This is a genomic window from Nostoc sp. DedQUE08 (genome assembly GCF_034530895.1).
In the GTDB taxonomy this organism is placed as follows: domain Bacteria; phylum Cyanobacteriota; class Cyanobacteriia; order Cyanobacteriales; family Nostocaceae; genus Nostoc.
The window spans coordinates 21,953-44,298 of sequence record NZ_JAVRCD010000012.1; the positions used below are offsets into that span (position 1 = coordinate 21,953).

The following is a 22,346-nucleotide window of genomic DNA, read 5'->3' on the forward strand; positions in this document are numbered from 1 at the left end:
GATGAACCAGTGGCAACCTACTCCTCAACTCAAGAGTGACTTTTAAATTCGCTCCCCTTCTCTCAAAATTGGGAGAAGGGGTTGGGGGATGAGGGCAAATTTTGCATTTGTGCAACAAGTCTAATCAAGTTGAGTATTTACCATTAATTTCTATATAACCCTCTGAAAGATCGCAACCCCATACAGTTGCAGAGGCATCACCAATATTAAGGCTAACATGAATATCTACTTTATCTTGAGACATAATTTGCCGTAACTGTTCTAGATTTTCATTAGTTAAGCTACTAGGATAAACTTTCACATTATCAAAACTAATAACAACTTTATCTTGATTTATTTGCTGTTCGTTTTCACATTTGCCTATCGCCATAGCAACTCTTCCCCAATTCGGATCTGCTCCATAAACAGCAGTTTTTACTAATGGGGAATTTACAATTGCTTTCGCTACTGTTTTAGCTTGTGTATAGTTAATCGCTGAATCTACAGTTACCTCAATTATTTTAGTAGCACCTTCTGCATCTCGTGCAATTTTCAACACTAATTCCTGTGCAACTTCTTGCAATGCCCTAGCAAAATCTGGTTCTGAAACTTCACCAGCTATTCCATTAGCTAAAATCACAGCAGAGTCACTAGTAGAAGTGTCAGTGTCTACACTCAAGCAATTAAAAGTTTTATCTATAGTAGAGCGAAAAATAGAACGAAGGCTATTTGCAGAAATTGCAGCGTCAGTAAAAAAGAAAGTTAGAAGAGTAGCCATATTCGGCTCAATCATGCCAACGCCTTTGGCAATTCCTACTAACTTGGCATTTCCTATTTGTCGTGTAGCTAGTTTCGCTACTGTATCGGTGGTCATAATACCACGAGCGGCGGCATGAAAATCAGCATCAGTCAATTTTTTGCCCAATCCTAATAAACCAGCCCGGATTTTTTCAATCGGGTAACGTCTGCCAATTACACCTGTAGAAGCGATCGCGATATTATGTGCAGCAATTCCAGTTTCAGTTGCAACTAATTGCAGAACTTCTTGAGCATCAGCGATGCCAACCGAACCATTAGCTACATTTGCATTCTTAGATATAACGACAATTGCTTGTGCTTGTGAATCTTTTAAATTATCGCGGCTAATAGTAACACTTGGCCCAGCAAAAAGACTTTGAGTGAAAACTCCATCTGCAACACAAGGGACTGATGATTTAATAAATACAAAATCATCAGTTGTATCTCGTATTCCCAAATTCGTGATGAATGCACTAAAACCTTGAGGTGTAGAAGATATAGTTAATGACATTTTTCGATATTTAATAATTTGGTTTAATTATCTCATATCAAGTTCAGTTATTAGTCATTTGTCCTTGGTCATTTGTCCTTTGTAATGACAAATGACTAAGGACAAGCATAACAAAAATTTTCGCAATCTCATTTAGGATTGCTATAGCAATTTCTGGATTATTGAGTACTATAAATCAATTAATGTAAGAGTGAATGTAGTCCATCCATTGCCACTTTCTACTTGAATGTTTCCTTGCAATTGTTCCACTAATTTCTGGACTATAGATAAACCTAAACCCGAACCACCTTGATTCCAGATATCTGCATTGGGTAGACGGTAAAATTTATCAAATATTCGTGGTAACTCTATTACCGGAATTTCTACTGAATTACTAACAGTAATAATTGTTTTTGCAGGTGTTTCCGAGGAATTGTGACTTACACTTAAGACAATTTCACCACCGGCAGGTGTGTATTTACAGGCATTATTGAGCAATTCTACTATAATGCGTTCTAAGCTAATGCTATCTGAGAATAGCGGCGGGAGATTTGCAGGGAGATTCGGCTGTAGAGTTTGCTGATGTTGTTGAACACGAATTTGAAACGGCTCGATAATCCAAAGTAACCACTGTTGTAAGAGCAACGCATCAGGTGTAATAACTGGATAGGATGAGCTTTCTAGCCGTTGTAAGTCTAGTAGATCGTTAACTAATTCTAGTTCGCGATCACACTCGCTTTCCATTAATTTTAGATAGCGTTGAGCATCCTCAGTATTATTAGATAGTTGTATCATTTGAATCATCATCTTGATATTACTCAGAGGCGATCGCAGTTCGTGAGAAACTAAATTCAAAAAGTCATTTTTTAGTTGATTTATCTCCTTCCATTGCACCACAAGTTTTTCTTGCTCAATTTGCTTTTGACGCGCCTCAATCGCTCGTTTGCGCTCAGTAATATCTCGAAACACTAATACAGCGCCTGTAATATTATCTTTGTCATCTTTAATTGGTGCAGCGCTGTCATCAATTGGTATTTCTGCACCATCTTTATTAATCAGAATTGTTTCTGCGGGGAGATGAACTATAATACCATCTTGAAGAACTTTTATAGTCGGACTTTCAATAGAGTTATGAGTTTCGCCATTAGCAATATTAAATATCTCTGAGGAATTTCTACCACACGCTTCTTCTTGTTTCCATCCAGTCAGATTTTCCGCAACCGGATTCATAAAAGTGATTACATCTTGTAAATCGCTAGCAATTACACCATCGCTGATACTTTTTAAAAGTGCATCCAGCCATTTTTTATTAGCTTTTAATTGCCTTTCTAAACCATGCTTAGTCAAAGTTATTTCAATATTTGTTTGTAGTTCTCTTTCTTTAAAAGGTTTCAGCAGGTAAGCAAACGGCTCAGTTATCTTAGCTCGTTCTAATGTGTTTTCATCTGCATAAGCAGTCAAATAAATTACTGGGATATCCAAACGCTTATAGATTTCTTCAGCAGCTTCTATCCCGTCCATTGAGCCTTTAAGCTTGATATCCATCAGAACTAAATCTGGAGATATTTCTCTTGCTATATTAATCGCTTCTTCTCCTGAAGAAGCAATAGCAGGCACTATATAACCAAATTTATTAAGCCGATATTGTAAGTCTTTAGCAACAATAGCTTCGTCTTCCACAACTAAAATTTTTGCGCTTGTCATCTTTTATTGATTGTCTATTTATATTAAAGGAAATGTCAACTGGCACTCTACTCCAGTAGAGCCTGTAATATTTATATTTCCTGCTAACTGATGGGTTAAAGCATCCACCAACTCCCATCCTAATGATGCAAGTTTTTTAAAATCAAAGTTTGGTGGTAAGCCAATCCCGTCATCACGAACTATTAGCATTAAATTATTATTAATTATTTTCTTTATTTCAATATTAATTGCACCATCACTACCTTTGGTAAATGCATATTTTAAAGAATTAGATACAAGTTCATGGATAATTAAGCTACAAGGAATTGCTGTATCTAAACCGAGAAAAATACAATCTTCCGTATTTATTGTCAAAGCGATCGCATCTTCATTGACTTCATAAGCAGTAAATAAACTTGTTACCAAATCTCGAATATATTCACCAAAATTAATCCTTGCTAAGTCTTGAGATTGATACAATTTTTCGTGAACCAGAGCCATTGATGCAATCCGTTGCTGGCTTTTTTGAAATATTACTAAATCTTCTTTGTCTTTGATATAGGCAGATTGCAGGTTTAGCAGACTGGAAATAACCTGTAAATTGTTTTTGACCCGATGATAAATTTCTTTTAATAACACCTCTTTTTCTAATAGTGATGCTTGAATTTGCTCCTCCCACTGCTTGCGTTCGCGCTGCGCGGCTTTCCGTTCGTTAATGTCTTCGACCACAGAAATAAAATATTTTGGCTCCCCACTAGATTCGCGCATTAAAGACACAGTGAGATTAACCCAAACTAAGGAATTATCTTTGCGAAAATAGCGCTTTTCCATCGAGTAAGTTTGAATATTATCTGCTAAAATCTGCTCAACATATTTCAGGTTAGTGTTAAGGTCGTCCGGGTGAGTAATATCTTGGAAAGTTAACAACTGTAGTTCTTCGAGTGTGTAACCGAGAATATCGCAAAGCTTCTGATTAACTAACAACCAGCTTCCATCGATTGCGACATGGGCAATGCCAACAGCAGCTTGATGGAATGCAGCCCGAAATCGCTGTTCGCTCTCTCGCAATGCTTCTTCTATTCGCTGGCGTTCAGTAATTTCTGTCTGTAGCGATTCGTTGATTTTTGTTAACTCTGCTGTCCTTTCCTCAACCTTGCTTTCTAATTGGTTAAGTAGGCTATTTAGTGTCTCCTCTGCTTGCTTGCGATCGGTAATGTCAGTATGTGAGCCTGCCATTCGTACTACATTACCATTTTCATCCCACAGTGCTTGCCCTCGATCTAAAATCCATTTATAGGTGCCGTCTTTACATAAAGCTCGATGTTCGGTAATGTAAAACGGTGTTTTCTGAGCAAAGTGATCTTGAACTGCTTGTTTCACCCGCTCAATATCGTTCGGATGCACTCGTGTCACGCATTCATCTAAATGGTTAGAAATTTCGTGGTTTTCGTAACCGAGCATTTCTTTCCAGCGAGCCGAGAAGAAAACTTCATTGGTTTTAACATTCCAGTCCCAAATTCCATCATTATTGCCTCGCAAAGCTAATTGCCAGCGTTGTTCGCTTTCTCTCAACACTTCTTCAGTCCGTATGCGTTCAGCAATTTCTTTTGCTAGTTGGTAGTTTGCAGCCTCTAGTTGAGCAGGACTCGGTAGAGCTAGCACCTGTGGCATTAATGGCACAAGCTCTAGAGCCGTTAATACGGAAACAAAAGCGGTGATAGCTTTGACTAACCCTGATAGCCAATAGGTAGGATACCAAAGCGTCCATACATCCATTAAATGAGTTGTGCCACAAGCAACGATGAATGTGCTAAACATTAGGAATATCCAGCCGAAAGGCATATCTCGCCGTTTACGGACAAAATAAACCAGCATCACTGGAATTGAATAATAAGCAAGTCCAGTTAACACATCTGAAATCAGATGCAACCACACCAATCCTGGTTTCCAGAGGTAGCAATGTCCGTGGGGAATAAACTGGCTAGTAGAGAAAAAATTATTTAAAATTTCCATCATAAAAACCTACATATTGCACAAGTCTTCATCAAAGCCTGAAGTGCGAAAGAAGAGGTTTTTAGCCTCAGACCTTTTGTAGATGCGTATACACCTAGAGAGTGAGTCTCATATTCTCAAGGAGAACTACGTTTGGCGTTTGTCAGAGTTTTACCGTACTAGTTTTAGACTAGAATTGATTATTAGCTTAAGCTTCTACATTCTGTTTTCGTCATCTTTTCTGAGTTTTTTAATTTGAATAATATAAGATTTATTAAAATTAAAGTACCGCGATCGCTTTGGTTATCGTTACCGTATATCCTCTGAAATCAACCATTTACATATATAAAAACCTTCAAAAATTACAGTAATATTTCGGTTATCTACTAATCTAATATTCATCTAGCTGCATACGTGTATTTGCGGATTAACTCAAATCAGTTTGAGTAGGTCAGCACTATTAATTTATCATCTAGTGTCCGGTTAAAGATTTATCCTTAATACCGCACAGAACAAGTGGAAAAGCTCACTCTCAAGGTTTGAAGACAGAGCAACTGGCATTAGATGAGGCGCAGGTAGCAAACCACAAACTCCGTGTTGTAAGTAAAAAACCAGGAAATTAGTGTTGTTTTAGCTACAAAAATATAAACCCACTTTAGAAAACGTTGATGGCTAGATTCTCTTTCATCATGAAGAAGCCCATACATCAGCAAAACTATCGGCATTGCTAATGGTAAGGGTATCTGGGCAAGTGTAAATCTGGGTTAACAATGATAGCAGGTGTGCGATTGACTGGCGGTGGTTAACTGAAATCATACTTTCGACCACTGTATCGATAAAACCGACTACTACCATTACTCAGATGGCTTATTACTTATCTTGGAGTGAGACATTGGGTATTGGGCGCGATCGCTCCTACTACACACCCTGCAACCCCCTACAGCGATGCCAATAAATCCACAGCTAACCTACTAGAGCCTGTTTAAACCCAAAATTAAGCCCACTCCAACGATCGAGGCACAAGGGACAGAGGGGCGATCTCACTTGACTGCAAAAAAAACTTTGCTGATTGTTTCTACTTTTCCGAAAAAGAGGAATCGTAATGTGATTAACAATTATAGAAAACTTCCAACGCTTATTTTTATTAAATAAAAAGGATGCACTAACTATGAGTACAGAGAATGCAAAAAACTCTTTAGTCGAAACACAGTCTTTAGTTGAGGAAAGTAAACAACCATCAACTCTCAATGATTCAAAAGGTCAGCAAGGTGTACAACAAAACGCTGAGGCAGTAAATAATACTTTTAATCTGCCACAAAACTATATACAAACAGACCCCTGGATTTACCGCATGATTGTTGGTACACTGACCTCTACAGTATTAATTTGCCTTATAGGTGCAATTGCTCTACAAGCAAACGGCAACAAACAAATTCCTGAACTTCTAACCGCTCTTGGAACTGGTTCTTTGGGTGCTTTATCAGGATTATTAGCACCATCCCCTATAAAAAGATAGTGTTTTCGTAATGCATCTTTTTTTATAGCATCTTTCTTGTACTTAACACTGATTTTACCTTGCAGGACATAGCGCTCAAGGAGCGCGTACTGTATTTTTCGCGTTTCGCTTTACTGCGACAAATTATTTGACCACAGCGATAAATAATTTGTCAAGTTCTTCAAGCTTGTAAGCTTCCTCTAAAGGAATCTGATTTTTAGCCTTTCTGATATGAAGCTATAGAAGTTGCTTGAACAAGCAATATAGAAGAATTTGGATTGTTGACAAAAAATCTGTTGTTTTGGTCAAATAATTTGTCCCTCTACAGTTTTGGCTCCCCTCTCCGTGTCGGAGAGGAGTTGGGGGAGAGGTCAAAAAAGGGCTTGTCGAACTCACATTGCGTTACAATCTGCATGGAGTCATAATTGTTACAAAGTAATGCTCCTAAGTGGAAGGCAAACCAAGGAAGTACTCCAGTTTTACGAAAAAACTGGGTTTAAGAAGAGTATCAAAACTGGTTTTGGGGCTACACCAATATCTGACTGAGGTAGTGTTAAGCTTTTTCGTCGCTAAATATATATAGTGCTTGACTTATCTTTTCACAAGATGTAATTTATCAATATTGGATAAAACATCGGTAACTTAATCGGTTTTTAGTATTTTAGCAAAAATGAATATCTTTGTTGTAAATTAGCCTAAGTTTAGAGTTAACATTTTCTGCACAGTATCAAACATTGAAAATCTTCTTAAAATTTATTGATTAAAATATAGATTTTTCCACAATAAATAATGTAATGCGAAAAATAAATTACTGATAACTACGATGAAAAGGGAATTTTTCATCTAAAACCAAAATGATATAAGTTTGAAGCAAAGTTGAATCTTATTGATGAACTACAGGCATTCAATTAGAACTAGCAAAATTGAGAATATTAGAGATGGGAAAAAACATTACTTTCTCACACTAATATTCATTTCGGGAATAGCGATCGCACTTTTATTCATCAATACAACCGCATTGGCAGCCACAGTCAATCCCTGTCCCGAAGGTATGGCGATGATTTCACGAGGAACATTCAAAATGGGGTCTGATAGTTCCAATTTTATGGAAGAGCGATCGCCTGGAGATGTAATGGTGACTAACTTCTGTATTGATAAATATGAGGTAACAAATGCACAATTTGGTGAATTTGTCAAATTTACAGGATATGTGACAGTTGCAGAGCGTCCCTTATCTCAAGAACAGTTTCCCGATTTACCCGATGAGCAGCGATTACCGGGTTCTTTAGTGTTTAAGATGGCAAAACCGGGTGTCAAGCAAGTTTCCTTTCTGAGTTGGTGGCATTGGACTACTGGCGCGAATTGGCAACACCCCTTTGGCCCAGACAGTGCGATCGCTAGCAAATCCAACTATCCAGTTGTTCACATAGCTTACGAAGATGCCCTAGCCTACGCCAAATGGTCAGGAAAATCCTTACCCACCGAAGCGCAATGGGAATATGCCGCCCGTGGTGGCTTAGATGGTGCAATTTATGCTTGGGGCAATGAATATTCTGAACATAGAGCCAACACTTGGCAAGGAATTTTTCCCTTTTTCAATACCAAAGCCGATGGTCACTTGGGCATTGCTCCCGTCGGTTCTTTTGCACCTAATGGTTATGGACTCTATGACATGACCGGCAATGTGTGGGAATGGACTACTGATTTCTTTCAAGTTGGACGCGATCGCAAATCCGATCGAATTAATCCTATTGCCTTAAATCAAAGCTTTGATCCCAAAAAGCCCAATGAATCAGAGTTGCACGTAATCAAGGGGGGATCGTATCTCTGCGCTCCTAATTACTGTAGCCGCTTTCGTCCGGCGGCGCGGGAGTCAGAATCACCCGATACGGGAACTACTCATATCGGGTTTCGGCTAGTTAAAAATTTGCCTGACAGCACACTATCCATAAATCCAAAATTCCAAATCTAAAATCCAAAATTGTATGACTGATCCTCACAAGAGAGATTCTTTGTATCCATCTGTGAAGTTAACTTCTGGTGCGTTCGCGCAGCGTCTCCGAAGGAGAATCGCATTTTTGACAGCCCTGACGCTAATATTTTCTAGTCTCTTACCTCTACCTGCTTGGGCGGACTATGGCGACAAATTGCCATTACCCCAACCATCTTTTCAAGGCAAAATTGGGATTACTTATAAAGAATCCGAACCAGACTTCCCCAAACCAATTAAGGCTCCAGAAAATGCACCAAACGTTTTGCTGGTGTTGCTTGATGATGTCGGTTTTGGACAAACCAGCACCTTTGGCGGCCCGATTGATACGCCTAATTTAGACCGTCTAGCAGCAAGGGGATTGCGTTATAACCAATTCCACACTACAGCACTCTGCTCTCCTACTAGAGCCGCATTGCTCACGGGACGCAACCATCATTCTGTGAATACAGGTGTGGTTGAGGAGTTAGCCACAGGCTATCCAGGTTATACTGCGATTTTACCTAGAAGTGCAGCAACGATCGCTGAAGTATTGCGAAATTATGGATATAACACCGCAGCTTTTGGCAAATGGCACAATACCCCAGACTATGAAACCAGTGCGGCAGGCCCATTCGATCGCTGGCCGACAGGTTTAGGTTTTGAGTACTTCTATGGATTTCTGGGCGGTGATACCAATCAATGGAGTCCAGCCTTGGTGGAAAATACCCAACATATTCAGAAACCAAGCGATCGCCCTGATTATCACCTCACCCCCGATCTAGCAGATCATGCAATTAAGTGGATTCGTACCCAGCAAGCGATCGCTCCTGATAAACCCTTCTTTACCTACTTTGCCACTGGCGCTACCCATGCCCCACACCATGCGCCCAAGGAATGGATCGACAAGTATAAGGGTAAATTTGATCGAGGTTGGGATAAATTACGCGAAGACATCTTTGCTCGTCAGTTAGCCTTGGGTGTAATTCCCACCGATACTAAGCTGACTCCTCGCCCGGCGGAACTTCCAGCTTGGGATTCTCTCACTCCCACCGAGCAGAAAGTTTATGCGCGTCAGGCGGAAGTATTTGCAGGTTTCCTCAGCCATACTGATGCACAAATTGGTAGAGTTATTGATGCGATCGATCAACTGGGTGAATTGGATAACACCTTAGTCTTTTTCATCGCCGGCGATAATGGTGCGAGTGCTGAAGGCGGCTTAACAGGTAGTGTTAATGAATTAAAAGTCTTTAATGGCGTAGCAGAAAGTCCTCAAGAAGTTCTCGCGGCTTTTGATGATTTAGGTGGGCCAAAAACCTTCAATCATTTTCATGCAGCTTGGGCTTGGGCAGTGGATAGCCCCTTCCAATGGACAAAACAAATTGCTTCTCACTTCGGCGGAACCCGTAATGGTTTAGTTGTGGCTTGGGGCGAACGCATCAAAAATCGTGGTGGACTGCGAAGCCAATTCCATCATGTAATTGATATTGCTCCCACAATTCTGGAGGCTGTGGGGATTGAAGAACCAGAGGTAGTCAACGGTGTAAAACAACAACCCATCGAAGGTACTAGCCTTGTTTATAGCTTTGATAATCCTGCTGTACCATCCCATCACAAAACCCAGTATTTTGAGATGTTTGGCAATCGTGGCATTTACGATCGAGGTTGGGTAGCAGCCGCCCGTCATGGACGCTTACCTTGGGAGCGTGTCTCCAAAACCACCTTCGATGAAGATAATTGGGAACTATACGATATTACCAAAGACTTCAGTGAAGCCAACGATTTAGCCAAGCAGAACCCTGACAAGTTAGCGCAACTACAAGATTTATTTTTGAAGGAAGCAAAGAAATACAAAGTTCTGCCCTTGGACGATCGCTTACTTCAACGGTTTGATGTCAAAATCCGTTCCAACCTAATCACAGGACGCAATAGCTTTACTTATTACACATCTGTTGCAGGGATTCCCGAAGGCAGCGCTCCCAATATTAAGAATCGCTCCTTTAGCATCACCGCCGATGTAGATGCTGCCAAAGATGGTACTGAAGGCGTTTTAGTTACCCAAGGCGGACGTTTTGCGGGTTGGAGTTTCTTCTTGGAAGAAGGTAAACCCACCTTTGCTTACAACTTGTTAAATAGCGATCGCACAATCATTCAATCTTCTCAACCAATTGCGATCGGCAAATCCCAAATCAAATTTGACTTTGCTTATGACGGTGGCGCTCCGGGAGCAGGCGGTACTGGTAAGCTCTCGATAAACGATCAACAGGTTGCCGAAGGTCGCATTGATAAAACCGTAGGCTACCGATTTGGTTTAGATGAAACCTTTGATGTTGGTCAAGATACTGGCACACCTGCGGTAGATACTTACCAAACACCCTTTGCATTCACCGGTAACTTACAGCAAGTCACCCTGGAATTGAAGTAATAAGGATTGGGTATTGGGGAAGAGACAAGGTAGACAAGGAAGAGGGGGGAGACAAGGGAGAGACTTGTCCCCTTATCCCCCTTGTCTCCTTGTCCCCTTGTCCTCTTGTCCCCTTGTCCTCTTGTCCCCTTGTCCCCTTGTCTCCCCACCACCCCTGCCCCTCCGCAACTCTGCGTGAAAAAAAATCATGAATGAAATCTTGTCACTAATCGATAAACTCGCACTTTTCACATTTATCGTGTTCACCATGCTGGGTGCAGGGTTAAGTCTCACCGTACAACAGATTTGGGAACCACTCCGCAACCTCCGCTTAGTTATCTCATCGCTGCTGACAAATTTTGTACTAGTGCCGCTTTTTGTATATTTGTTACTACAAGTAGTACATTTAAGTGAACCACTAAGAGATGGTTTACTGATTATGGCAGTAGCATCAGGGCCTCCAGCACTACCTAAACTTGCCCACATAGTCAAAGGCAATATAGCTTTCTCGGTGGGGTTAATGATGTTACTAATGCTAGGCACAATTTTTTATATGCCGATTGTACTGCCCTTAGTGGTGGAAGGTGTGCAAATTAACTCCTGGGACATTGCCAAACCCTTATTGTTAATGATGGTTAGCCCATTGTTTATTGGGTTATTCATCAAAGCAAAATTGAGTGCGATCGCTCCCATTATCCAGCCGATTTTGTTCAAATTATCTAATGCTGGATTACTTTTAGGTCTAGTAGTCAGGCTGATAGTTCACACTAACGATATCATTAGCTTATTACAAACAGGTGCAATCTTGGTTTGTGCCGTTTTCATAGTCTTCTCCTTCACCGTGGGTTATCTTTTGGGCGGCCCTGGTATCGATACCCAACGAGTGCTAGGAGTAGGAACAGCTCAACGTAATTTTGCCGCAGCATTGTTAGTAGCTACAAGTAATTTTGAAGATCCCAGCGTCGTGAGCATCATCATGGTGACGAGTATTTTAATGATGATCGTAGTTTTGATCGCCGGACCAAAGTTCATAGAACTAGACCAAGGAATGGGTGTAAAGATAGAGCAGGTAAAGGGTTGAAACTCTCTCTAAGAAATGTGCTTGGCAAATACGCTAAGTCAATAGTCTTACCGTATTATGTATTAGATACACAAATATTAGATTAGATAAAAAACTATATGTAAGGTAGCAGATGGTTCAATCACAAGCAAGCTCTTTTGATGCAATTAGTCCCACAGCTTTGATGGTAGCTTATACTAGGCAGTTTACTGATATCCCTTATGGCAAGGAATTATCTCAATTAGTTAATGCCGAAAGCTTCATAGAACAACTGCAACAAAAACAATTAAGTCAGCCGAGTGAAGTGTCTGTTCTTGTTGAGGCTCGTTACAAAGCTGTTAATCAAGTAATATCTCAACACTTGCAATTTGAAACTACCCAAATTATCGAGTTAGCATCTGGATTATTGCCTCGTGGTATGGCAATGTCTCAAAATCAAAATATCACTTTTGTTGAAAGTGATTTACCTACAATGATTAGTCAGAAGCAGCAATTCGTAAAACGATTGATTGGAGAACGGCAGAATTTGTATTTTGAAGCAATTGATGCTACTAATCAACCTAGTCAGTTTCCTTTGAACGTAAATTATTTACATCAAAATCAACCTGTAGTTGTTTTATGCGAAGGATTGTTAACATACCTAACCTTAGCAGAAAAGCAAAAAGTGTTTGCTAATGTTCGTGAGATACTGCAAGTTTACGACGGTGTATGGATTACACCTGACCTAACCACTTTTGATGGCTTGAATCAACTACGGCAAATTAGTCCTGGGTTGCAAAGACTTAATCAAACTGCAAGTAATGTCTCAGGTCGAGCTATTAATAATTATCACTTTGAAAACATCGACCATGTGAAACAGTTCGCTTATGAACAAGGGTTTGATATTAAAGAATATAGTATGCTCGAAGTGATGAATCAAATTACTTGTTTAAAGCCTTTAGGGATTGAGCCAGAGGTTGTTAAATCAATGTTGGCTATTGGCTCTACTTTTGTTTTAACCCTTTGCAATTCTTGATGTCTTTACAGGTTTTTTTGTATGTACCCTCGAAAAGGGGGAATGTCCTAACTGCTTTTGAAGTATTTCGTGACCGTTTGGTCAAATTATGGTTCAAATCACAAGGGAGAACTTGAGGATATGACAAATATTGCATTGATTGTTGGGGCTGGTAGTGGACTCAGTGCCTCATTAGCCCGTTTATTAGCAAAAGAAGGCTTTACTATTGCTTTAGCAGCAAGACAAGTTGATAAGCTCAAAGCATTGTCTGATGAAATTGGAGCCGTCAGTTTTACTGCTGATGCTTCTCAACTAGATGAAGTTGAACAACTATTTACAGATGTCGAACAAAAACTAGGAGTACCAACATTGGTTGTGTATAATCCTAGCTGGCGGGTTCGGGGTTCATTTGTGGAACTTGACCCAGCCGATGTTGCCAAAACACTAGAAATTACTGCCTATGGTGGCTTTTTAGTAGCACAAGCGGCGGCAAAACGTCAGTTAGCTGCGGGTGGGGGAGCGATCTTTTTTACAGGTGCTTCCGCCAGTGTTAAGGGTTATCCTCAGTCTGCACCGTTTGCAATGGGTAAATTTGCTTTACGGGGTTTGGCTCAAAGCATTGCCCGTGAATTGGCTCCTCAGAATATCCATGTAGCGCATTTTGTGATTGATGGAGGAATTCGTTCTGCTACCCGGATAGAACCAGACGATCGGCCAGATAGTTTACTCGATCCAGATGCGATCGCTCAAACTTACCTGAACATTCTGAACCAACCTCGCAATGCTTGGACTTGGGAAGTTGAATTGCGACCTTGGGTAGAAAAATTTTGATTTTCACAAGAAAATCGCCGAATAGCACGGAAGCCACTTGACTTAAGGCAGTTGAGGAAGGCGAATAGGCGAATTTATTCGCCGTAAATATTATCCGTGATGTGGATCTTCGATATATCTTTTGATAACATCTGCCGAAACCTGTCCAGCAGTAAAGTAAAAATAACTATTAGTCCATAGGCTAGGCAATTTTAATAATTGCGGGAACTCTTTAGGCAACATATAACATGAGCGTCCCTTAAAGGCTTTTACTATCTGATTTATGGCAATATCTGGCTGATGCTCTACCCAATCTCAATAACTTTGTGATTTTGTTGTTGCACTCACAATGACAAATTGCCAACAATTAAATGTAATGACATAAAATGAAAATTCATGAATTTCAAGATGCTAATCAATTTTATACCTGGGTGAAAGATTATTTGCTCAATCAAGAACCAATCCATAGTCTGCTGCTGGGAATTAGCAATAGCTTGATTCACAATCCTGAACGCTATGAAGAAACTCCATACTTGGCAGCTGTGGAAATAGATAATAATATTGTCGCAGTAGCAATTAGAACGCCACCCCGCCCATTATTACTCTCACAGATTGAAGATTTGAAAGCAGTAGAGCTACTTGCTCAAAATTTATCTGTTTCCTATCCATCACTGACGGGAGTTAATGCTCCCGTAGATGAAGCCCAAGCCTTTGCTTCAGCTTGGCATTCTTTAACTGGTCAATCTTACCAATTAAAGTTAGCGTTGCGTACCTTTAAACTGGAAAAAGTACGACATATTTCCGCAGCTACAGGTTATTTACGACAAGCAACAGAAAGCGATCGCACACTTTTGATAAACTGGTATGAAGCTTTTTCTCTAGAAACCCTTGGCGAGATTGACTCAGAAGCAGAACGCTGGGCTAAACATCGGTTGAAGGAAGGTACTGCTTATCTTTGGCAGGATAAAGTCCCGGTTTCAATTGCTTGTCGTGGTGGACTAACGCCCAATGGTGCGCGAGTAAATATGGTGTACACACCACCTAAGTATCGTCGCCTGGGTTACGCTAGTGCTTGCGTAGCAGCTTTGAGTCAGACTTTATTGAACCAGGGATATCGATTCTGTTTCCTATCTACAGATTTAGCAAACCCGATATCTAATCATATTTACCAGGAAATTGGTTATCAGCCATTGGGTGATTGGCATGAATTGTGCTTTGAAGTAACAGGACTTAAACAGAATTTAAGTTCTTTTGTGGACTCTTCAGAAATCCCCGTCACGAAGCGTGCGGGGAAGCTTAATCTGCTCTAGATATACATAGCAAAGTAATCATTGTAAATTTCTGTATTAGTCATAACTGTGAGTTCTATTTGTTTCTGTTCTTCATCTGTTGCCGAACTTGTAGCCGAGTCTAAGCTTTCTTGAGGAATAAAATCACCACAGTATTCATTCGCAGGTACAGCCGCATTCATCTTCTGGGGATAACTTAATTTAAGATTATTCATGATGGTAATGAATTGACTACGGCTGCGATCGCTAAATCTGGGATTAAGCCGCTTTTCTTCGCCAATGGTGGAAACTGTGCGTCCTTTATAGTCATGGGCAGGATATACCAACGTATCATCTGGCAAGGTAAATAAGCGTTGTGTCACCACATCATATAAAGTTCCAGGATCGCCTCCCTGAAAATCTGTGCGTCCACAACCACGAATAAATAAGGCATCACCAGTTAACAGATGGGTTTTGTTCGTTAAATATGTTATGTGACTGGCGGTGTGACCTGGTGTAAAAATTGTTTCGATGATTACCGATCCCACCTCTAGAATTTCGCCACCAACAAGGGAGCGATCGGCTTTTGTCACAGCAGTATTCTGAGGAACGATCACCTCACAGCCTGTTTTTTGCCTGAGTTTGCCTGCCCCTGTAATATGATCGGCATGGAGGTGAGTTTCTAGACAGTAGCGTAGCTTTAATCCCAATTCATCCAATGATTCCAAATCGCGGTCAACTTGCTCTAATACAGGATCGACTAGAACAGCATCTCCTGTGTGGCGATCGCCAATTAAGTAAGTATAACTACTAGTTGCAGGGTCAAAAAATTGCCGAAATAGAAAAGTTGATTGCGGTATCTCTGCACTGCCATCGCTTAACAAAGGCATCGTTGGAATAGGGCGCGCACGCACTGGTAGCGATTGCAACAACGTCTTAGATAGTTCCTGCGCCTGTCCTCGTAATTCTGGTACAGCGATAGTTTCCCACAAGTCGCCCTTGCGCGGAGTTCCCAAGGTATAAAACAGCGTCGAAACATTACCGTCTGCTGCATATAAAGCACCGTGGGTATCTGTATCTAATCCTAAACCGATGGTATTGGGGCGAACTAATTTCTGCGATCGCAAATCAGTAATCAAAGGATGAGGCGATCGGCGATAATCTGCTGCTACCCCTGTACAATTCACCACTCGGCGGACGTGCAAGATATTATTAGTTTGGGTTTTGCGCTGGCAGACGGTAACAGCTACACCGTCCGGCAAAGCTTGATATTCCCTAATCCGCCCTGCGGAAATGGTGAGTTGACCTGAATCCAGCATTTCAGTTACAACATCCGCGACTTTTGGGGCAATGCGGTGACGATGCACATCCCAATAAGGTGTCAGATGACGCAAAAAACGCTGCTGTTCCCCAGTCGGTAGTTTTTGCCAGATTTTCTGAATCATGGGACGCAGAGAATCAATTACTGCTCGCCAGTCGTAGCCTTGGGTAGCCGCAACTTCCACCTCAGCACGCAGCCGACGTAACCAGTCGCGCACACTTTTTGGTGAATTTTCTAGCGTCAAGAAGCAGGCATAAGGTTGAGCCGCTTGATGTTTGAGGGGAAATAATCCTCGTCGGGACACAGCATAAATTTTACCCCGATGTTGGCGATCGCTCAGAGATAAAACCATGTCCACCATCGTCAGTCCCGTACCAATTAGCAACACAGGTGCATCAGCATCAAGGTCTGCTAAGGCATCGGCTGACCAAGCATTCCGCAGATAATCATCATTACTGTTTGGGTTTTGAATAGCGGGGGGTGCAGAAGGTGAGTTCCCCAATGCCAACACAACTCTGTCTGCGGCAAAACAGCGACCACTACGCAGAGAAATCATTGCGCCTTTTTCTTCAGGCTGTACCCCTACCACTTCATCGGTGAAGCGTTCTAGTCGCACATCACTAGGCGCTGTGGCTTCTGCTTCTGCTAAAACCGATTGAATGTATAAACCATAGACCTTACGAGGTATGAAGGTACTGGCATTTACTTCTTCTGAAAAAAATACTGTTAACTCATTTCGGTTGTGTTGAAGCCAACGTAACAAATGCCCTGGATCGTGAGCAAATGCACTCATGTTACCTGCCGATACATTCAGCAAATGACAGTTGGTATCGGTGCTGTAGGCGATTCCCTTGCCAATTTGATCGCTACGCTCAATCAGCTTAATGGTGAGGGGTTGACTGGCAGTTTTCAATAGGTGGGTAGCGACTAGAGAACCACTAAAACCTCCGCCAACAATAGCGATCGTGGTTGGAGTATGGGCAGTTAAAAAACTAGGGTTCATGGCGATCTTAGTTAGAATCAATCAATAGTTACGCCGATTTCATCAAGTCTATCTACCAGGATTAAACGCATTTCCAACCCAGCTAAAAGAATTAAGACTTTATTGCGTCTAAAGTCTTATATTACCATGCTTTCAGGCATTAACTACATTTAATTGATAAATTAATCGTAGTTTAGATTACATAGTAATCATCCCTTGTGCCAAAAGATTGTTATGAAAGGATTGAAGGCACTCTTCTCAATCATCGCCTTGCCATGTTCCTGCAAACTTTAACAAATCCGCGGCTTTGCTTCCTCGCTTCATCGTAGCTAACCGACGGAGTGGGCGATCGCTACTACTGTCTCTATTTTGAAGGGAATCTAGAAAGTCACTGACCAGGGATAGCTGATTGGGTGGTAGTTGAGTTAGTTGCTGTTCAATCTTTTGGCGCAGTTCTGGATATGTCATTAGCACCTCACTACCTCGATTGCTTTGACTTCTTAATTTTACAATCCTAAAGCCTACATCAGTTTTGCTCAGAAAATAGGCATAACAGGGAATAAGACTTGATTTTATCTAAATGTCTGTGATACTCTGCTTTTATCTATAAACTACAGTTAGTTGATAGGGTAATTGTAGTTTTTGACTACACAGTGTGCATCAAACGGGAATCACGCCTTATGCCAAAAGATTGGTATGAATGGCACGACCTATACGACACTGAGCCAAAATTGCAGCAGCGTCTAGAAATCGTGCAGGAATATATTGCTTACAGCTTGAATGCGTCGCCATCTGGAACTATCCGTGTCGTAAGTGTTTGCGCGGGTGATGGACGAGATTTATTAGGAACTTTAAAAAATCACGCCCGTGCGAAGAATGTTTCTGCACGACTGGTTGAAATAAATTCAAATCTAGTTGAGCGTGGACGAGCAACTATAGAGTCTTTGGGTTTAGCCAAGCAAATTGAGATTATCAATGGTGATGCAACTCTTGCCACTAACTATGTAGGAGCAGTACCAGCAGATATTGTGATTGTGTGTGGTGTCTTTGGCAATCTTGAGGAAGCTGAACTCAATCGCTTATCAGATAACCTGAGTTTTCTGAGTAAACCGGGTGCTTTTGTCATTTGGACTCGTGGACACTCCAACGGTATTACCTACTCTGACAATGTACGAAAAATTTTAAGTGCATCTGGATTTGAGGAAGTAAACTTCAAGCTTACGGCTACAGGAGATATGGGTGTTGGTCTTCATCGATACCTTGGTGAAAACTTGGCTGCACCTAAAGAGCAACAGTTATTTGTGTTTTCCGGCATTCCTAGTAAAGCGAGGTAAAAAATGTCAATTCAAAACACAGTATCAACTTGGGAAGAAGTTTTAGAAACTGCTAGAAAAAATACCTCTGCGCGTAGGGTAAAGAGGACAGGACAATCTCCTTCTACTGCACCAATACCCAGCAGTTTAGATAAACTTCCGCCAAACACAGAACCGTCAGTCTTGCTTTATCGAGATACTAATTCCTGGTGTCCTTTCTGCGAACGAGTTTGGTTTGCTCTGGAAGAAAAGGAAATTCCCTTTGCAACGGAGTTTATTGATTTAAGTAATAAACCTAAATGGTACACTGACCTAGTTCCCACAACCCTTGTCCCAGCAGCCAAAATTGAGGGTAATTTAGTATATGAATCTAAAGATATTCTCTTGGCTTTAGAAGAAAGGTTTCCACATCCAGCATTATTGCCTGAGAATTCAGAGGAAAACGCTGTTGCTAGGCAGTTGGTTGAAGAAGCTGAGACTAACGGTTTTAAAGAGATTGCTTACAAATTTCTGAGAGAAGCACCTGTAGATGCTGATGAGTTGGCTAACTTACAAACAGCGTTTGAGGCGAAGTTAGATGAACTTGAGCAAGCTTTGGCTAAATACCCTGGCTCCTACTTTGTCAGTACATTTAGCTTAGTTGATATTGTGTATAGCCCCCATCTAGATAGATTGGCGGCTAATTTACCTGTATATCGAGGATATCATCTCAAAGGGAATCCTCGCTTTCCTCGAATCAATGCTTGGTTTGACGCACTTAATCAGCGTCCTGCTTATCACAGGGTAAAGTCGGATAATATCACCAATAATTTATTGTTGCGTCGCAGATGGGGTGTAGAACCGATTGGAAATCCTTTACCTCTGGATGTGGCAGATAGTGAGAAAATTCAATATCGTGCCGAAGCGGCTGAGAGATTGAGCGATAATCGGGAAGTTGCGATCGCAGATATTATCAAAAATTCTGGAGTCCAAGCAATAGCCGCAGACGGTGATTTTACCACAGTTAAGGACGCTGTTGATTTTCACCTGCGACAACTAGCTGATTATCTGATTCATGGCAATGGTGCAACTTTACCAGGTGGAAGGACTGGTGGTAAAAATAGCAGCGTTGATTCCATCTTCGCTGCTGTGGGTGCTATTACTTTCGCATATTTAAGAAATCGCATCTGCGCTCCTCGTGATATGAGCGCTGGTGCAGCAACAGCGTTTCGGGCTGCGATCGATAAATTGTTGACTTCTGTTTATTAATTTTGTGGGCGTTGCTGAAGGCTGGATGCGATCGCGCTCACTTGCTCCTATAGCAATGAAATCGAACAGAGTTTGCAATTCCGACGAGTTAGCTGTGATAGGAGCCGAAAACTGAATATCCTACTCAAGGGGTTTAAAATCTCATATACAACAAGTGTTTGTGTTGGGGTAACAGTCCCCCTTACAAAACGTATAGCACAAGCCTTCGTGGTTAGGACATTAACAGATGATAAAACTTAGACACAACAAGACTTTTCACCCAATCCCCAGTCCCTTGCTATAACTGTTTAATCATATCTGCAAAATGATTTAAATAAGATTACAATCGGTGGGCTACGTATAAAGTAGTTAAGTAACCTTTAGTAATTTGACCATTGAACTTGGTATGAATTAATTCAGCGATCGCATCAAAAAAACGCGCTTTTGTAATGCGATCTAAATTTATATGACCGGAGTAAGTATTTAAGAGATTGAGATAACTTGCACTGTTGTATGTTGTATCCCATCGATAAGAGCGATAAATTACTTCACCAAACAAACCTGTTTGCTCAATCTCAGCTGTTTTATTAGGGACTTTCTGTTCGCGCAAAGGAGGCTCATCGTCTTTAACCAGTTGAGGAGCTAAACTTTGATATAGCTCCTGTACTTCTTCAAAGAAGCCATTACTAGCATCACTATATACGTGTTCATTCCAAAATAGCGCGATCGCTCCTTTAGATGTGAGGGCAAGATCCGTTTTTTTGTAAGCAATACTTAGGTCAAGCCAGTGGAAAGCAGTCGCCGAAATCACTAAATCAAAAGCATTTTCTTGGATCGCCCAATCCTCAAAAGCGGTGTTACGCACTTCTACTTGCGGATAAGCAGCCAGATTTTTTTGGGCAACCGTAGCAAGATTCTCACCCAACTCAATACAGAGTATACGATAACCTCGGCGGGCAAAGGGCACAGTTGCCTGACCAGTACCACAACCAATCTCTAATATCCTTCCGTTTGGAGTGATTTCTGAAAGAGACACCACATCGTCAAAAAGCGCTTCTGGATATCCTGGTCGAACTTGGTCATACAACAGTGCTACTCGATCAAAAGTGGTTCTTAACTGACTTGTTTCATCTGTCATTGAATTTTAGATTTTCATATTGATTCATAGTTAAGTAGGATGCGCTTATATAAATTAGCTCTAGTCACCACCAAGATTTGCGGTGCATAACGAGAACACCGATAATACACCCTACGAAACTGTTCCTCGTTCCCTTTTCCCCAATTACAAATTCCGCTTGAACTGGGGCAAAGTACAAGCTCCGTCTAGTGTCTTTCCCCCTGCCCCCCGCCCCCTGCTCCCTTGCCTCTTTTGACTGCAAATGCTCAGGGCTTGATTTCTGCCGGGAGTATAGCAGCATATTCTTCAGGAGTAAGTGTTACATCCTTGACATTAATCTTTTTAGTGATGAATTTTTGCTTATAGAACAAGTCAGATATCTCTTGCTGTCCTGCTATAACCTTATCGGTAATCGGTCTGATGCCAAAACGCCGACGCTTGACTATTGTTTCTAAGGTTGGTAAATCAAGCTTGGTATCACGCCCGACAATTTCGGCAACTTCTCGCGTATTTGCTTTAGACCAATTGCCTAATTTGTAGACTTCTTCAAGGACAATTTTTATTAGCTCAGGGTTCTCTTTCACGAAGCTACGTGCAGCTATCCAATAGCCTCCTTGGGTTGAAAGTCCTTTAGCATTACGAAGAATCCGAACTTTTTCCGTTCTCTGAAATATAGCCAGGTGGGGGTCACTTAGCACAGCTGCATCAATGCTTTTACGCGATAATGCTGCACGAGTTTCTGGTGCTATCAGATTGAGATGTTTGACATCTTTTAGCTCTAGTCCTCCTTCTTGTAAAGCTTTAACCACAAAGTATTGACTAGCGGTAGCTCTTTGAAAGGCAATTCCCTTACCTTTTAAATCAGCTATAGTTTTGATGGGGGAGTCTTCCGGTACTACGATCGCCGAACCTTCACCACTACCCGGTATAGTATTAGCAAGAAGAACAAAAGGAATACCAGTTGCTTGGGCAAATATGGGTGGAGTTTCACCAACAGCACCGACATCCAAACTGCCGACATTTATTGCTTCTAAAAGCTGTGGCCCAGCTGTAAATTGCGCCCACTGCACTTGAATACCCAAGGGATTCAAGCGTTTCTCTAAAACTTGTCTACTTTTGGTGATATCCGCAGCAGTAAAATAGCCAATTCTTAATAATTTTGTCTTAATGCCACTAGGAGCTGCAACTGCTGCCTTTTCTCGTGTATCTGGTGCTTTACAACTTACTAAAGTTGTGGAGAGAGTAAATATTCCAGCTACTAATAAAATTAGAAAGTTGCGTTTTCTAGATATTGCTACCATGATGTATTACCAATTTTCTGGGGTTTAAAATACAGGCTTTAATTAAAAAACTGATTTTGGAATGATGTAAAAGTTCAAGATGGGAAATTTTTTATTTTGCGGTTAGACTTTGTTTGCTAACTCTCTCATCTAAACAATCTACT

At 41.1% G+C, this 22,346-nt stretch carries 17 protein-coding genes and 1 pseudogene; 9 read left to right on the forward strand and 9 right to left on the reverse strand.

Going from position 1 to position 22,346, the window contains the following annotated elements:
* Positions 1-124: 124 nt before the first annotated feature.
* The 4 genes from argJ to RMY64_RS10430 form a co-directional block, all read right to left on the reverse strand.
* Positions 125-1,288: a bifunctional glutamate N-acetyltransferase/amino-acid acetyltransferase ArgJ gene (gene argJ, locus RMY64_RS10410; RefSeq protein WP_322669616.1), complete on the reverse strand. Its 1,164-nt coding sequence runs from the start codon at positions 1,286-1,288 to the stop codon at positions 125-127.
* Positions 1,289-1,456: 168 nt separating this feature from the next.
* Positions 1,457-2,971, reverse strand: coding sequence for a response regulator (locus RMY64_RS10415; protein WP_322669617.1), 1,515 nt, complete (start codon positions 2,969-2,971; stop codon positions 1,457-1,459).
* Between the two features lie 18 nt (positions 2,972-2,989).
* Positions 2,990-4,966 carry a PAS domain S-box protein gene (locus RMY64_RS36795; RefSeq protein WP_416212138.1) on the reverse strand — a complete coding sequence of 659 codons (1,977 nt, stop codon included), beginning with the start codon at positions 4,964-4,966 and terminating at the stop codon, positions 2,990-2,992.
* A 663-nt stretch (positions 4,967-5,629) separates the two neighbouring features.
* Positions 5,630-5,797, reverse strand: coding sequence for a hypothetical protein (locus RMY64_RS10430; RefSeq protein WP_322699974.1), 168 nt, complete (start codon positions 5,795-5,797; stop codon positions 5,630-5,632).
* Positions 5,798-6,110: 313 nt separating this feature from the next.
* Between RMY64_RS10430 and RMY64_RS10435 the strand changes: the two genes are divergently transcribed.
* The 6 genes from RMY64_RS10435 (at position 6,111) to RMY64_RS10460 (ending at position 13,695) form a co-directional block, all read left to right on the forward strand.
* Entirely contained in the window at positions 6,111-6,458 is a 348-nt protein-coding gene (locus RMY64_RS10435; RefSeq protein WP_322699975.1) for a hypothetical protein, read from the forward strand.
* Positions 6,459-7,326: 868 nt separating this feature from the next.
* Entirely contained in the window at positions 7,327-8,409 is a 1,083-nt protein-coding gene (locus tag RMY64_RS10440; RefSeq protein ID WP_322699976.1) for a formylglycine-generating enzyme family protein, read from the forward strand.
* Between the two features lie 13 nt (positions 8,410-8,422).
* Positions 8,423-10,831, forward strand: a complete 2,409-nt coding sequence (locus RMY64_RS10445) for a sulfatase-like hydrolase/transferase (RefSeq protein ID WP_322699977.1) — start codon at positions 8,423-8,425, stop codon at positions 10,829-10,831.
* A gap of 187 nt (positions 10,832-11,018) precedes the next feature.
* Positions 11,019-11,891, forward strand: a complete 873-nt coding sequence (locus tag RMY64_RS10450) for a bile acid:sodium symporter family protein (protein WP_322691765.1) — start codon at positions 11,019-11,021, stop codon at positions 11,889-11,891.
* A gap of 112 nt (positions 11,892-12,003) precedes the next feature.
* Positions 12,004-12,885 (forward strand): class I SAM-dependent methyltransferase, encoded by an 882-nt coding sequence (locus RMY64_RS10455; RefSeq protein WP_322699978.1) that lies wholly within the window; start codon positions 12,004-12,006, stop codon positions 12,883-12,885.
* A gap of 120 nt (positions 12,886-13,005) precedes the next feature.
* Complete coding sequence (locus RMY64_RS10460; RefSeq protein WP_322699979.1) at positions 13,006-13,695, forward strand: SDR family NAD(P)-dependent oxidoreductase; 690 nt, start codon at positions 13,006-13,008, stop codon at positions 13,693-13,695.
* A gap of 90 nt (positions 13,696-13,785) precedes the next feature.
* Here RMY64_RS10460 and tnpA read toward each other — a convergent pair.
* Positions 13,786-13,986 (reverse strand): annotated as a pseudogene (tnpA, locus tag RMY64_RS10465) (IS200/IS605 family transposase); the annotation flags it as partial.
* Positions 13,987-14,060: 74 nt separating this feature from the next.
* Here tnpA and RMY64_RS10470 point away from each other — a divergent pair.
* On the forward strand, positions 14,061-14,984 hold the full coding sequence (locus tag RMY64_RS10470) for a GNAT family N-acetyltransferase (RefSeq protein ID WP_322669624.1): 924 nt from the start codon (positions 14,061-14,063) through the stop codon (positions 14,982-14,984).
* On the opposite strand, the gene RMY64_RS10475 is transcribed toward RMY64_RS10470, so the two are convergent.
* Positions 14,981-17,266, reverse strand: a complete 2,286-nt coding sequence (locus RMY64_RS10475; protein ID WP_322699980.1) for an FAD/NAD(P)-binding protein — start codon at positions 17,264-17,266, stop codon at positions 14,981-14,983. The two genes, RMY64_RS10470 and RMY64_RS10475, sit on opposite strands and share 4 nt — an antisense overlap.
* 237 nt (positions 17,267-17,503) lie before the next feature.
* The gene (locus tag RMY64_RS10480; protein WP_322699981.1) at positions 17,504-17,713 is read right to left on the reverse strand and encodes a hypothetical protein; all 210 of its coding nucleotides are present in this window, start codon (positions 17,711-17,713) and stop codon (positions 17,504-17,506) included.
* Positions 17,714-17,925: 212 nt separating this feature from the next.
* Between RMY64_RS10480 and RMY64_RS10485 the strand changes: the two genes are divergently transcribed.
* Positions 17,926-18,579, forward strand: coding sequence for a class I SAM-dependent methyltransferase family protein (locus RMY64_RS10485; protein ID WP_322699982.1), 654 nt, complete (start codon positions 17,926-17,928; stop codon positions 18,577-18,579).
* 3 nt (positions 18,580-18,582) lie between these two features.
* Positions 18,583-19,806: a glutathione S-transferase family protein gene (locus RMY64_RS10490; RefSeq protein ID WP_322699983.1), complete on the forward strand. Its 1,224-nt coding sequence runs from the start codon at positions 18,583-18,585 to the stop codon at positions 19,804-19,806.
* 319 nt (positions 19,807-20,125) lie between these two features.
* On the opposite strand, the gene RMY64_RS10495 is transcribed toward RMY64_RS10490, so the two are convergent.
* Both RMY64_RS10495 and RMY64_RS10500 read right to left on the reverse strand, forming a co-directional pair.
* Entirely contained in the window at positions 20,126-20,923 is a 798-nt protein-coding gene (locus tag RMY64_RS10495; RefSeq protein WP_322699984.1) for a class I SAM-dependent methyltransferase, read from the reverse strand.
* A 245-nt stretch (positions 20,924-21,168) separates the two neighbouring features.
* The gene (locus tag RMY64_RS10500; protein WP_322699985.1) at positions 21,169-22,203 is read right to left on the reverse strand and encodes an aliphatic sulfonate ABC transporter substrate-binding protein; all 1,035 of its coding nucleotides are present in this window, start codon (positions 22,201-22,203) and stop codon (positions 21,169-21,171) included.
* Positions 22,204-22,346 lie beyond the last annotated feature (143 nt).